This is a genomic window from Coleofasciculus sp., assembly GCF_046539235.1.
In the GTDB taxonomy this organism is placed as follows: domain Bacteria; phylum Cyanobacteriota; class Cyanobacteriia; order Cyanobacteriales; family Coleofasciculaceae; genus Coleofasciculus.
Window position 1 is genome coordinate 1 of sequence record NZ_JBKHHI010000168.1, and the last position, 13,121, is coordinate 13,121.

The 13,121-nt window shown below is 44.5% G+C and carries 10 protein-coding genes; 5 read left to right on the forward strand and 5 right to left on the reverse strand.

Annotated elements, in window-relative coordinates; all coding sequences use genetic code 11:
- Positions 1–18 precede the first annotated feature (18 nt).
- Positions 19–165 carry a Na+ dependent nucleoside transporter N-terminal domain-containing protein gene (locus ACLFWI_RS15930; RefSeq protein ID WP_446413738.1) on the reverse strand — a complete coding sequence of 49 codons (147 nt, stop codon included), beginning with the start codon at positions 163–165 and terminating at the stop codon, positions 19–21.
- Positions 166–471: 306 nt separating this feature from the next.
- On the opposite strand from ACLFWI_RS15930, the gene ACLFWI_RS15935 reads away from it, so the two are divergent.
- Positions 472–4,692, forward strand: a complete 4,221-nt coding sequence (locus ACLFWI_RS15935; protein WP_446413731.1) for a PAS domain S-box protein — start codon at positions 472–474, stop codon at positions 4,690–4,692.
- 196 nt (positions 4,693–4,888) lie between these two features.
- On the opposite strand, the gene ACLFWI_RS15940 is transcribed toward ACLFWI_RS15935, so the two are convergent.
- Positions 4,889–5,323, reverse strand: a complete 435-nt coding sequence (locus ACLFWI_RS15940; protein WP_446413732.1) for a YidH family protein — start codon at positions 5,321–5,323, stop codon at positions 4,889–4,891.
- A 21-nt stretch (positions 5,324–5,344) separates the two neighbouring features.
- The gene (locus ACLFWI_RS15945) at positions 5,345–6,787 is read right to left on the reverse strand and encodes a hypothetical protein (RefSeq protein WP_446413733.1); all 1,443 of its coding nucleotides are present in this window, start codon (positions 6,785–6,787) and stop codon (positions 5,345–5,347) included.
- Positions 6,788–7,310: 523 nt separating this feature from the next.
- Between ACLFWI_RS15945 and ACLFWI_RS15950 the strand changes: the two genes are divergently transcribed.
- From ACLFWI_RS15950 to ACLFWI_RS15965, 4 genes are all read left to right on the forward strand, one after another.
- Positions 7,311–7,841, forward strand: a complete 531-nt coding sequence (locus ACLFWI_RS15950) for an alpha/beta hydrolase (RefSeq protein ID WP_446413734.1) — start codon at positions 7,311–7,313, stop codon at positions 7,839–7,841.
- 259 nt (positions 7,842–8,100) lie between these two features.
- Complete coding sequence (locus ACLFWI_RS15955; RefSeq protein ID WP_446407488.1) at positions 8,101–8,607, forward strand: DUF4168 domain-containing protein; 507 nt, start codon at positions 8,101–8,103, stop codon at positions 8,605–8,607.
- Positions 8,608–8,761: 154 nt separating this feature from the next.
- Positions 8,762–8,935: a hypothetical protein gene (locus tag ACLFWI_RS15960; protein ID WP_446413735.1), complete on the forward strand. Its 174-nt coding sequence runs from the start codon at positions 8,762–8,764 to the stop codon at positions 8,933–8,935.
- Positions 8,936–9,089: 154 nt separating this feature from the next.
- Positions 9,090–9,653 carry a DUF4168 domain-containing protein gene (locus ACLFWI_RS15965; protein WP_446407490.1) on the forward strand — a complete coding sequence of 188 codons (564 nt, stop codon included), beginning with the start codon at positions 9,090–9,092 and terminating at the stop codon, positions 9,651–9,653.
- A gap of 88 nt (positions 9,654–9,741) precedes the next feature.
- Here ACLFWI_RS15965 and ACLFWI_RS15970 read toward each other — a convergent pair whose 3' ends face one another.
- Both ACLFWI_RS15970 and ACLFWI_RS15975 read right to left on the reverse strand, forming a co-directional pair.
- Positions 9,742–12,456 (reverse strand): cation-translocating P-type ATPase, encoded by a 2,715-nt coding sequence (locus ACLFWI_RS15970; RefSeq protein WP_446413736.1) that lies wholly within the window; start codon positions 12,454–12,456, stop codon positions 9,742–9,744.
- A gap of 84 nt (positions 12,457–12,540) precedes the next feature.
- A complete protein-coding gene (locus ACLFWI_RS15975; protein WP_446413737.1) occupies positions 12,541–12,879 on the reverse strand; it encodes a phage holin family protein in 339 nt (112 codons plus the stop codon).
- Between the last annotated feature and the right edge of the window lie 242 nt (positions 12,880–13,121).

The window sequence follows — 13,121 nt, forward strand, 5'->3', positions numbered from 1 at the left end:
CCGCCCCGACAATTGTCCCTAAACCCGCCCCGACAGATTCCCTAAACCCGCCCCTACAGATTCCCTAACCGAACAGCTTACTGTTCTGAGAATTAACACCGCCAGAATTAACTGTAAGGCAATTCCCCATAATACAGGTTGCCAGCGAATCGCCCGCCGATTGATTGATAAAACTGTAGCCTAAGCCGATGAATACCAGCAGCCCCGAGGCAGAAATTAAGCGTTCCATAGTATTTCTCTGACCACAAAATACAGATATCCCCAAAAGTCGTCTATACTTAAGGTTTACTCATTAGATTTGACAGGTTTAATCCTAAGTCATTTCGTGGCGATCGCAGAAAAAAAATCATCGCCGTAGCCAGCCAGTATGAAGTATCCAGAGAAAAAATTAGATAAAACCCTGAAACAAGTCTAGAAATCTTGAATTAAATAGGAAGACAGAAAAACCGTTGGCTTCAGGAGCGCTTCTCCATGAGCATTGCTACTGCTTTTAAACTGAATCATAACAATGGTTTAGCGATCAATCGCTATCCTCTCACCGCGACACCCGATATCTCGGTGGAGGAGGCTTTAGCGCGGATGACTCAGACTCACAGCAGTTGTCTACTTGTACTAGCAAATCATCAACCGAATAGTCGGGTTGTAGGTATTTTTACTGAACGAGATACTGTGCAACTAATTGCTTCCGGTGTTGACTGGCGAACCTTATCTCTGGCGTCTGTGATGACGACTTCAGTGATAACGATCACAGAAACTGAAGCCCAAGATATTGTTATCGTGATTAATCGGTTGCGTCAGTATAAAATTCGTCATCTGCCGGTGGTGGGAGAGAGGGGAAATTTAATCGGTGTAATCACACCGCAAACGATTCGCGATGTTCTCCAACCCGTTGATTTACTTAACCACAAAAAAGTCTCTGAGGTGATGTCTACTGCTGTAATTCACGCCATGGGAACAACTTCTATTCTGGAACTCGCACAAGTGATGAATGCACAGCGAGTCAGTTGTGTGGTGATTGTCGAAGAGGCTGAGTTCCCTGTTTCAACGCAAAATTCAGTCAAGGCGGGTTTTGCAGAAACATTACCATCAATAGCCCAACCGAATTTCCTCAACCCGCCCCTACACAATCAAAACTTACTCCGCCCAATCGGTATTATCACCGAACGGGATATTGTCCAGTTTGGTAACTTGGGATTGAATCTAGCGAACACCTCCGTTACCACCGTAATGAGTACGCATGTATTACTCATTCAACCTACTGACTCGATTTGGACAGCCCATCAACTCATGCAGCAGCATCGCGTGCGACGGTTGGTTGTGTCGGGTGAAGCCGGAGAATTGGCGGGTTTAATTACGCAGACGCAGATCTTGAACACGATTAATCCCATTGATATTTATCAAACCGTGGATACCTTAGAAAATTTGTTAGATCAGCAAACCTATCAATTACGCCAGTTAAATCAGCAACTACAACAGGAAATTAGTAAGCGTGAATTACTGCAAGCAAAATTTAAATCCTCTGAAGCCAAAATCCGGGCTGTATTTGAGGCAATGACGGATATCGTCCTGGTTATTAATACTCAGGATCACCAGATGCAAGAGATTGAAGTTATTCCCACGTCTTCAAATTTTCTGTCTGAGGATACAACATTTATAGATCAGATCATCCAGCGATTGTTAGGAGATCCCCCAGAAACCGATTCAGTATGGGTGGAAACGATTCAACAGGCGATCGCAACTCAACAAACCCTGACTTTAGATTACTGTCTTTGGCTACAGGGGCGAAAGGTTTGGTTTAGCGCCAGTATTTCCCCGATCGCGGAACAATCGGTTGTCTGGGTGGCGCGGGATATTAGCGATCGCCAACGGATGGAAGCTGAACTGCGAGAGAGTGAAGACTGTTTCCGTAAGGCGTTTAATTACGCCGCTAGTGGGATGGCGTTAGTCGCCCTCGATGGTCATTTCCGGAAAGTGAATCGTTACTTGTGTGAAATTATTGGCTATTCCGAAGCCGAATTATTAGCCAAGACTTGCCCAGAAATTACCCATCCCAACGACTTAGAAGCCGAACGCGATTCTGCCCGTCAACTTCTCAATGGTGAAATTCGTTACTACCACTTAGAAAAGCGATATATTCATAAACAAGGACATAGTATCTGGGTTCTATTGAGCGTTTCCTTAGTGCGAGATAGTCAGGGTAACCCGTTGTATGGTCTTGCTCAAATGCAAGATATTACCGAGCGAAAACAGATTGAAGAAGCCCTGCAAGGAAACCAACGGTTGCTGCGTGCTATTACTCAGGCAAATCCCAGTATCTTGTATATTTATGACCGCATCAATAAGCAAATTCTTTACTTTAATCGCAAAATCCAGAACTTACTTGGCTATACACCGGAAGACGTGATCCAAATGGAGGATGATGTTCTGGTGAAGCTGATGCACCCCGATGATTTACCGGGAATTATCCACCATTTTCAGCACTTGGAAACCGCCCAAGCTGACCAAGTGTTTGATTTAGAATATCGGATTAAACACAAAAATGGGGAATGGCGTTGGCTGTCTAGTCGGGAGACAGTCTTTACCTGGAACCAGGAAGGGAAGCCGGAGCAAATTTTAGGAACCGCCACTGATATTAGCGATCGCAAACAAGCTGAAGCCGCCCTGCGGGAAAGCGAAGAACGATGGCAATTAGCGCTTCAGGGGAATCAGGATGGGATTTGGGATTGGAATATCACCACGGGTAAAGCCTTAATTTCCGATCGCTACCGCGAAATCCTGGAATACGATGACGATCAAATTGAACTTGATTTTCAGGGATGGCAAAACCATCTGCATCCCGATGATATTGCCCTGGTTAATCAGAGTCTACAAGATTACCTGAGGCAAAAAATACCCCATTACGCGATCGAGTATCGTTTGCGCTGTCAGGATGGAACCTACAAGTGGCTACACTCTCGCGCCCAAGCCCTCTGGGATGACGCCGGACATCCGGTGCGAATGGTGGGTTCTACCCGCGATATCACCGAACGAAAACAAGCCGAAGATCAACTTCGCTATCAGAAGGAACTTCTACAAACCATCTTTGACCATATTCCGGTGATGATTTGTTTTTATGATGCCACGGGTCATATTCGATTAGTTAACCGAGAGGTGGAACGGGTTTTAGGGTGGGATAAAGCAGAATTAGATACGATTGATTTGTTAACCGAATGTTATCCCAATCCAACGGATCGCCAGAAGGTTTTGGATTTTATGTTCAAGGCTTCCGGAAAATGGCGAGATTTCAGCCTACGGACTAAAAATGGTCAAATTCTGGAAACCTCTTGGGCAAATATTCGCCTCAGTGATGGCACCAGTATTGGCATTGGGCAAGATATCACCGATCGCAAACGGGCAGAAATTAAACTGAGAAAGAGCGAGGAACGCTGGCAATTAGCACTTAAGGGCAATAATGATGGGATTTGGGATTATAACCTGATTACCCATGAGCATTTCCTATCACCCCGTTGTCTAGAAATACTCGGATATGACTATGAGAATATCAATACGTTTGACAAATGGATAAGTTACATTCATCCGGCTCATGTCTCCTTAGTTCAGGACACCTTTGAGCGACATATTAACAGGGAAACGCCTGATTATTCCCTAGAGTATCAGATGCGCTGTCAAGATGGCAGTTATAAATGGGTTTTGGTGCGGGGACAGGCACATTGGGACGAGTTAGGCAATCCCGTCCGCGCTGTTGGTTCAATTACCGATATCACGGAGCGCAAGCAGGCGGAGGAACGAGAACGGGAAAAAACACTGGAGTTAGAATTCACTATCAATGAATTAAAACGCACTCAAACCCAACTGATTCAAGCCGAAAAAATGTCGTCGTTGGGACAAATGGTGGCGGGAATTGCCCACGAAATTAATAATCCCACCAGCTTTATCTATGGGAATATCCAGCCAGCTACGGAGTATGCTCAAACTCTGCTCCACGTAGTCCAGCTCTATCGACAGCAGTACCCGGAACCGATGAGCGCGATCGCAGAACAACTTGATAGCATCGACCTCGATTTTATTGCCGATGATTTTCCCAAATTACTGGCATCCATGCAAGAGGGGGCGAAGCGCATCACTAAGATAGTGCAATCCTTACGCAATTTTTCGCGTCTGGATGAAGCGGAGTATAAGCGGGTCGATATTCATGAAGGGATTGATAATACCCTGCTGTTATTACAGCACCGACTCAAACAACAATCATCCCGTCCTCAGATTCATCTGATTAAAGAGTATTGTCAACTCCCTAAGGTTAAATGTTATCCGGGTCAGCTTAATCAGGTGTTTATGAATATCCTCAGTAATGCCATTGATGCGCTAGAGGAGAAACTAGAAGTTGACCTAGACTTTGAACCCCAAATTTGGGTTCGCACGGCTGTGATTCCCGGTGAGGAACGGGCTGAGGATGGTGACAGTCAGGGGGGTGCAAAGGTGGTGATTTATATGGGAAACAATGGTGTGGAAATACCGACCGAGGTTTCCCAGCGTATATTTGATCCATTTTTTACCACAAAACCTGTAGGTAAGGGAACGGGTTTAGGATTATCCATCAGTTATCAGATTGTCGTGGAACGCCATGGGGGTGAGTTGCGCTGCGATTCGACTCCCGGTCAAGGAACGGAGTTCGCGATCGAATTACCAAGTTAGTGACCTAAGTATAGCAGTACGCTCTCGACCAGATTTTGCTTAAATCCAGCACAAATCCGGGTAATACTGGACGGCTCTGATGCCGATAGAATCTGACCTACAGCCAAGGTAACACGAAGCCGCGATCGCACCGTTCGATTCCCCTCTAACCACCTAACAACCCATTAGGGTTTCCACTGTCAATTTTGGTGATTCTTCAGTAATGAGACTGTTGCTTGTTTGGGGGCGACGCTGGAGGAGTGGATATCTGATTGCGCCAAAACACAAACGGAAGACTCAAAACTCCCAGAACCATGACTATCCCAGTTGTCATCCAAATTATCAGTCGATTGGGTCGATAATTTCCTCGCTCGATTTGCCAAAAGACTCTATTATAACGCCAAGCGGCTAAGGCGATTGTCACAATTCCAAAAACGACCAGCATTACTCCCAGGTTCTCAGAGTTGAACAGAGGATGTATTTCGGCTTCTGCTTGAGTCACTGCTACTTGAATTTGACGTAAAAAGATGCCAAATCGAGCAATAGCAAAACCAAACCCGATTAAAGCAATCGAAGTTCGCAGCCAAGCCAGAAATGTGCGCTCGTTGGCTTGATGCTCCCGCTGACGATCGACTTGCGGCTTTCTCACCATAAAATTATTAAGATTAAATTCTTACTTTTGACGAATAATCTCTTCTACCTTGTCAGCTTTTTCAGACAGTTTTTCAACACCTCCTTCGGCAATCCTCTTTACATAATTTATTTTTACTTCTTCTAACATATCTACCAATAAAGATTCAAATTTTTCCCGATTCTGCTTCTTCTGTAACTCCGTATCCCACGCATCCCGGAAGTTTCGGGTCAGACGGGCAGTTAATTCTGCTCCGACTGGGTCTTCTAGAGCATTTACAAGGTTTTGGTAGGCTGTCTGAGAGACATCTTTTGCCAATTTCTCAGTGAATTGCCGAGGTAAGTGACTCAAACCTGGTACATTCTCTATTTGTTGATAGACGGAAGATTGGCTTAGAGTATTTTCAAGGCTGTGATGCACTAAGGCTTCTATATCAGGCTGAACTTGGGGAAGAACGTCATAGATACTGATATCCACTAGGCGAGTCGTGATCGCTTTTACTTCATTCACCTCATTTACCTCAATATAGTGACGGTGAGACTCAGGATAAAACAGCCAGTGTTCTAACTCACCACTCTGTATAGATTCTTGTAGCTGATCAATTACTTGAACGCCGATCATTTCAATAATTTGTTCCGCAAAACTCACGGCAAAATCATAGTTAAGTTGCTTCCGTACAGGTTCCAAATTCAACAAACCCGCCTGATAGAGGCGAATGGTTACAGGAATAACTCGTAACCACCGCCAGAAGGGAAGCACTAAGAAAAAGTCATACCACCGCCGCAGTATCGCCTCCCTCCAGCTTAACTGAGGCTTACGACTACTGGTAGAATAGGATCGCGCCAGAATCTCTAGGGCAAAGATGATAATAAAGGGTAAGTCAATTCTCCAAAAATAATCAACAAAGTAGCCAAATTGTCCAATCTCTCGATAGTAATTTCTCTTAAACAAAGGTTTAATTTCTCTCTGAAAAAAAGCAATTTCTTCTTGCCAGCCTGCCTGAGATAGATAAGCTTTGCTCCAAAACGTAGCCAAGGCATCACGGGCATATTCTTCACCGACACGAAGCCTGATTTCATTTTTAATTTTTTCTAATGTGCTGGTTTTATTTGCTCCTTCAAAGGGATTTTCTTCAATTATTTGTTCACTAATTAGCCGTAACTCCTCTAGTAATTCTTCCGTCTGAGGAGACTGTAATCCTGTCTGCAAAACCTGCTCTTCCAGCTCGTTCACTGTGTTGAGATAGTTTTCTGTTTCCGGGTGGGGTTCAATCCCTACAACTGGATCGTAAACTTCAGTTAACTCCGGAAAAGTTTTTAGATATAAGTTACGTAAAGGGATATAGCTCAAGTGAAATAAAACTAAAATTAAGTTTCCTAAGGCGAGGATGGAGGTGAATCGTATAATACCGATATTTTTGCGGGTAGATTTAGATTTATGGGTAGCTAATTCGGATGACATATTGTGCTTGTTTTGATCACTCATTAGACCTGCCTTAATATAATAATTGAGGTCGCGAATTTGTCTGTTTTACCTTTAATCGTAAGGTTATAGAGAAATACCCAAAATAGTTAAGAAATTCAACCTAGGTAATTTAAGCGACACGACAATGGATATTTTAAAACCCTGTATACATCAGCACAACTGTCAAAAGTTAGATGTCTACCCAAAACCCAATAACTATTTAGCTGTTTCTTTTGTCCGACTACTTACAAGTTATCTGTTTACATGATATAATGTTACTTGTCAAGACGTTAAGCTGTCATGCATTTAAATTGGGTATTAGTAGCGAGCAAGATGCAAAGCCTGCGGCATGGCTTCGCTAAACGCACACCAACGATTTCGCAATTCTTGACATTAAGTTTAAATGCCGAACAGCTTAACTTAGAAAATGCTTTTAGTTAAAATAATCCTTGTCTATCGTTAGATAGATGCATTAATTAAAAAAAAAATAAAAGAAGCAAGGTTACTTAATTCATGCTTAACTAAAGTAAAAGGTATTTAAAAAATGTCTAAATATTTGCCGCTTTCAAAGCGTTTAATTTTGGGTTTAATCACACTCCTGGGTGTGTTGCCGTGGGGTGTTCGTGCAGACGCCGCAGAATCGGTAGTGCTAAAATACCGATTTTTACGAGAGACAGTGTCAGTGGAGGAATTAACAACCTTTGCCGAAACAGGTGAACTCTCGACTTCGCTGCAAGCTTATCTAAAAATGGCAGGAAAAGAGCCAGCCGAATTGCGGCAAGTTTTGACAAAAGAGGTGGCTGTCAATCCAATCCTGCTTCATCGGGTACTCAATAGCGCCCCAGGAGAATTACTGTTGGATCAAACCAGCCAAGTCATTCATACTCCTACCAATCGCGCGAATCGCCAGTCTTTACGAGGCGCTTTGATGAGTTCGGCTTTACCCAATGGGAAAATCACTCTAATTGAGACGTTGCAACACTACCCAACTCCAGAAGTTCATGTCGAGGGTAATCGCCTTGTGGAAGTGGTTCAGAGAATTAGCCGAGTAACTGAGCGTCTGCCAAATCTATAGTTTTGAGCGCCATGGGGCAATGTCTTACCGGATTTTTTACTTTTTGAGTTTAAGCTTACTAGTGGAGCCTAAGATTTCAAACAAACCGCAAAGCGTGGAGACAGGGTTAGACCCTTGTTCGTCAAGGTAGAACTCTGCTCTTCTCGGTAAATGGAATAGAGGCTAGGCTCCAAAAAGGCATCCAATCATGAGGTGTCAAGATTTGCCGAGGTTTCACTACCTTGAGCAAAGTGGATAATCATCTATGGAGACATTTTAAATGCTTAAGCAACTTCTGACTGGTGGTTCTGTTTTAGCTCTAGTCCTTGCTGCTAGCTTACCCATCCAAGCACAGGCTGAAACGCCCGCCCAACAACCTGGATCTCCTTCCCAAATGCAGGAAACTCCTCAACTCGAAGTTAGTCAAGAGGATCTCCAAAAATTTGCCAGTGCTCTAGAGCAGCTTCAATCCATTGAGCAAGAAACTCAAGTCGAGCTAGTTGAGGCAATCGAAAACCAAGGGCTTAGTGTAGAGCGTTTCCAAGAAATCGCCCTAGCTCAGCAAAACCCAGAAATTCAACCGAGTACAGAAATCTCCCAAGCAGAAGTGGAGAGCTTTGATCAGGCGGCAGGGCAAGTGACACAAATCCAACAGCAGGCTCAGACTAGAATGCAGGAAGCTGTAGAGCGTGAGGGTCTAGATGCTCAGCAGTTTAGCCAAATTGGTGCAGCTTTGCAACAAGACCCTACACTTCAGCAGCAATTCCAGGAAATGCTCCAAAACTAAATAAGTTAGTTTAACCTTGACAATTATTTGTCACTGTTGCGGCAAGCGTATCAATGGGGAAACTCTTAATACCAAACTTGTTTCCCCAAGAGCAAATCATAGCAATATGTTCTGTGTCAAAAAATGAACGATCAAAGAGTTAAGAGGTGTTCTAATGAAGCGAGAATTAATCGCTATTCCTTTAATTTTAGGTCTAGCCACCGCTATAGGTGCTTGTCAGCCGGCAGGTGATGACTTGAATACTCCACCAGCAGGGGAGGAACCCCTACCGGGCGAAACCACGCCCACTACCCCAGATGAAGATCCACCCACTACCCCAGGTGAATAGACTTTTGGCGTCAAGTTAGGGGAAAGGCTAAAGGGCAACTCGCTGTCTCCTCTGAAGATAAGGAAAGGAGGAATAGGCACAAAGATCCCTTTAACCTTTTCTTACATAGCCGAAAGCCACGATGACATTGCAGAATTGACGTAGAACACTTTTTATGAGTATGAAGTTTTTAATTGTGCCGCTATTGTTAGGCATAGCAATAGCTACAGGCGCTTGCGAACCATCAGCAGAGGAAGATACTGCCCTAATTACTCCTGAGACAACCTCAGCAGAAAATCCCGAAAATGAGTCTGTAGGCGAGACACCAGAGACTCAATCGGTTCCTGGGGTACAGTCCCAGAACGATATCCGTCCCGAGGTACTCGACAAATTTGCCAAGGCTATGAGCAAATCCCAGCAGATTCAGCAGAAAGCTGAAGCCAAGACTTGGGAAGCAGTTGAAAATGAAGGTCTGAGTGAAGAACAATTCGTAAACCTGAATCTAGCACTACAAGATCCAACGATTGATCCAGCCTCCGAATTTACAGAGGAAGAGAATCAGAAATTCCAGCAAGCTTCTGCCCAAGTTGCAAAAATTCAACAAGAAGCTCGAGAAAATATGGAGCAGGCGATTGAAGATGAAGGTCTAAACCCCCAATATTTCAATGAGATTATGATACGAGTCCAGCAAGATCCAGCACTCATGCAAGAGGTTCAAGATAGAATCGCGTCGAACTAAGGAGTCAGTCGAAAGACGTTCAATTTGGGGCGAAGGTTGCAGTTGTATCGGTATTCCAGCCAATGCAACTGCAATTGTTAATCTGAAGTTACTTTAGGGGATCAAAATGCCTTAACAAGGCTCCGATAATAATCACCGGGAAGCCAGCACCAATACAGATTAATCCTTGGGTAAAACTCAGGGGTACTGTATCAAATAATGTATTCATGAACTGCAACTGACTGAAGATGATTTGCAAAACTACAACGCAGGCAATGCCAATGACTGGAGCATAGGCAATTTTATCGGTTTGGTGACGCAATTTCCCCCAAACCGAGGGAAGAAACTGACTCAGACTCAACAGATAAAAAACTTCAGCCGCGACTAAAGCCTGAACTGCCATTGTGCGAGATAACGTTATTTCTTCTGTCTGTTGTAGCATCCATTCAAAAACACCAAAAGTGATCATCCAGTTAAACAAAGAGATGATGGCAATGCGCCGAAGAATACTACCTGAGAGCAAGCGTTCGTTAGGGTTGCGTGGGGGCGATTCCATCACGCCTTCAGGCTTGGGTTCAAAGGCTAGGGGTACTGCTAAAGCAATAGAACTGATCATATTGATCCAGAGAACTTGTAGAGGCAAAATGGGGAGTGCAGTTCCCAACATCACTCCGATCAAAATCGTTAGAGACTCCCCGCCATTAACAGGCAAGAGGAAGGAAATCGCTTTACGCAAATTCAGGTAAATCGTGCGCCCTTCTTCAACTGCCGCTTTAATGGAGGCAAAATTATCGTCAGTCAGGATAATATCAGCGGCTTCCTTGGCAACTTCCGTACCTGCTTGCCCCATAGCAATGCCAATATCTGCTTGCTTGAGTGCTGGGGCATCATTGACCCCATCCCCCGTCATGGCGACAATTTCACCCTTAGATTGCAAGGTTTCAATTAGGCGCAGTTTTTGTTCGGGGGCGACACGGGCAAAAACGACGCTATCTTTTACGGTATTCTTGAGTTGCTCATCGCTCATCTGACCCAAATCAGTGCCCCTAAGTGCCTGCACCTCTTGGTTTTGGCTCAAGTTCATCATTCGTGCGATCGCGGCTGCTGTTACTGCATGATCGCCCGTTATCATTTTGACTTGAATGCCAGCAGACTTACAAACATCCACCGCCTCGATTGCCTCCTGACGGGGTGGATCGATCATACCCTGTAAGCCTAGAAAAATTAGCCCTTCTTCAATATCCTCGTGTTCCAACGATTCAACGTCAGCCGAGACAGGCTTTTTGGCAAACGCCAGCACCCGTAACCCCTCGTCTGCCATCGCCTCTGCTTCCTGCTCTACCTGTTCAGTATCTAAGGAAGTCTCTTCTCCTTGGGCATCCAGGCTTTGGTCACATCGTTTAAGAATGGCTTCTAGTGACCCTTTGACATAAATTATCTTGTCTGAATCTTTTTCATGCAAGGTTGCCATATACTGATAATCAGATTCAAAGGGAATCTCATCCAGTCTCGGCATTTCCTCCTGCAAATCTTGCCGAGTTAATCCCGCTTTGTTGGCAACCACAATCAATGCCCCTTCGGTAGGATCACCTTCAACAGTTTGCTGTCCCTCCTTTTTTTGCAGTTGGGAGTCATTGCACAACAGTCCACATTGCAAGCATTCCCGCAGCACTGGACTTTCCTCTAAATCAACAGACTGCTCATCGTGCAAAATTTCGCCCTCTGCCTTATAACCTGTCCCCTTAACTTGGTAATGTTCGCCCCCAGCATAGATGTCTTCAACCGTCATCTGGTTTTCCGTCAGCGTGCCGGTTTTGTCGGAACAGATGACTGTGGCACTGCCTAACGTTTCGACGGCGGGTAATTTCCGGACAATGGCATTACGTTCAGCCATGCGAGAAACACCAATGGCTAGGGTTATGGTAACAATGGGGGGTAATCCTTCCGGAATGGCACTGACGGCTAACGCCACGGTAGTGTTAAACATATCCACCCAGGATTCGCCTTGCGCCAGCCCCACTACAAACGTCAGGGCTGCCAGTCCCAGAATGACATATAGCAAGGATTTGCTGAATTTGTGAATTTTGCGGGTTAGGGGTGTAGTCAGTTCAGCGCTCTGTTCAACCAATTCAGAGATATGCCCTGTCTCAGTCGCCTCACCAATGGCAACAACAATGCCCCGTCCTTGCCCAGAGGTTACCACTGTGCCAGCGTAAGCCATATTTTCTCGGTCTGCGAGGGAGGTTTCTTCGTCGAGCGGCTCAGTTGCTTTTTCAACGGGAACTGATTCCCCGGTTAAGGCTGACTCATCTATTTGCAGATTGTTGACTTTAACCAGCCGCAAGTCGGCAGGGACTTTGTCACCAGAACTTAATTTCACCACATCCCCTGGTACTAACTCGTTAGAGGGCAAGCGCTGTTGTTCTCCGTCCCGAATAACGGTTGCCTCTGTGGTGACAGACTCGGCTAATGCCTTCATTGCCTTCTCAGCTCTGGATTCCTGAATGTAACCAACCGTGGCGTTGATTAGAACAACTGCAAAAATCACCCCAGCATCTAACCAGTGTTGCAGGAATAGGGAGACGGCCGCAGCAATTAATAAAATATACAGTAGGGGTTGGTTAAACTGCTTTAAGAATTGCAGCCAAGGGCTTTTCTCTTTCTGGGGAGTTAGCTGATTGGGTCCAAAGCGTTCTTGCCGTTCGCTTGCTTCATTAGCCGTCAGTCCCCTGTCTTCAGCGCTTGCTAATGTCTGAACGACTTCCTGCACGGGGAGTTGATGCCATTGGCGTTCGAGCTTCTCTTCCGTAATGGTTTCTGCCATAGTGCTTCCTCTCAAAGCTAGTGCTTGATTATGTTGGGCTTTAAGTTCGGCGTCTAGATAAGGACGATCATCTTGACGATCCGCCTAATCTATTAATGCAAAGAGAATCGAATTAATTACACTGAGGGCTAAGGCACCAATGATAGCACTCCAAAATCCCCACCTTAAGCGGAAACCAGGAACAATCTTGGCAGCCAGCCAAAAAATAAAGGCATTTAAAACAAACAAAAACAAGCCAAAAGTTAAAACAATTAATGGGAAAGTTAAGACACCCAATATTGGTTTTAGGATTGCATTTAATATTCCAAAAATAGCTGCGGCAATGAATGCTTTTCCAAGAGTATCTATTTCAACACCAAGGGGAAGCCAGGAAATAATCAAGAAGGCAATGGTGGTAACAATCCAGGCTACAATAATATCCATAGTTATTATGATTATTTAAGATAAACAATAATGACGATTTTGCTTAGGTAAAACCATGACTTAACTAAGATATACCACCTGTTCCTACTCAAGAATCTATCTGAAGTAGGATTTCTTCCCCTTGTTTACCCAAACAAGAAAAAGTAGACTATAATTATCACCTTTGAACAGACCGAAAAAGCAATTTTTATCAACCTTGTCTCCGTAACCATCAATCCTTAATGAAGCAACTGAGTATCTGG

What these genes read in the sequence shown, in the direction of transcription:
- ACLFWI_RS15935 (WP_446413731.1), top strand. Translation starts at nt 472, where the DNA reads ATGAGCATTGCTACTGCTTTTAAACTGAATCATAACAATGGTTTAGCG.
- ACLFWI_RS15940 (WP_446413732.1), bottom strand. Translation starts at nt 5,323, where the DNA reads ATGGTGAGAAAGCCGCAAGTCGATCGTCAGCGGGAGCATCAAGCCAAC.
- ACLFWI_RS15945 (WP_446413733.1), bottom strand. Translation starts at nt 6,787, where the DNA reads ATGAGTGATCAAAACAAGCACAATATGTCATCCGAATTAGCTACCCAT.
- ACLFWI_RS15950 (WP_446413734.1), top strand. Translation starts at nt 7,311, where the DNA reads ATGTCTAAATATTTGCCGCTTTCAAAGCGTTTAATTTTGGGTTTAATC.
- ACLFWI_RS15955 (WP_446407488.1), top strand. Translation starts at nt 8,101, where the DNA reads ATGCTTAAGCAACTTCTGACTGGTGGTTCTGTTTTAGCTCTAGTCCTT.
- ACLFWI_RS15960 (WP_446413735.1), top strand. Translation starts at nt 8,762, where the DNA reads ATGAAGCGAGAATTAATCGCTATTCCTTTAATTTTAGGTCTAGCCACC.
- ACLFWI_RS15965 (WP_446407490.1), top strand. Translation starts at nt 9,090, where the DNA reads ATGAGTATGAAGTTTTTAATTGTGCCGCTATTGTTAGGCATAGCAATA.
- ACLFWI_RS15970 (WP_446413736.1), bottom strand. Translation starts at nt 12,456, where the DNA reads ATGGCAGAAACCATTACGGAAGAGAAGCTCGAACGCCAATGGCATCAA.
- ACLFWI_RS15975 (WP_446413737.1), bottom strand. Translation starts at nt 12,879, where the DNA reads ATGGATATTATTGTAGCCTGGATTGTTACCACCATTGCCTTCTTGATT.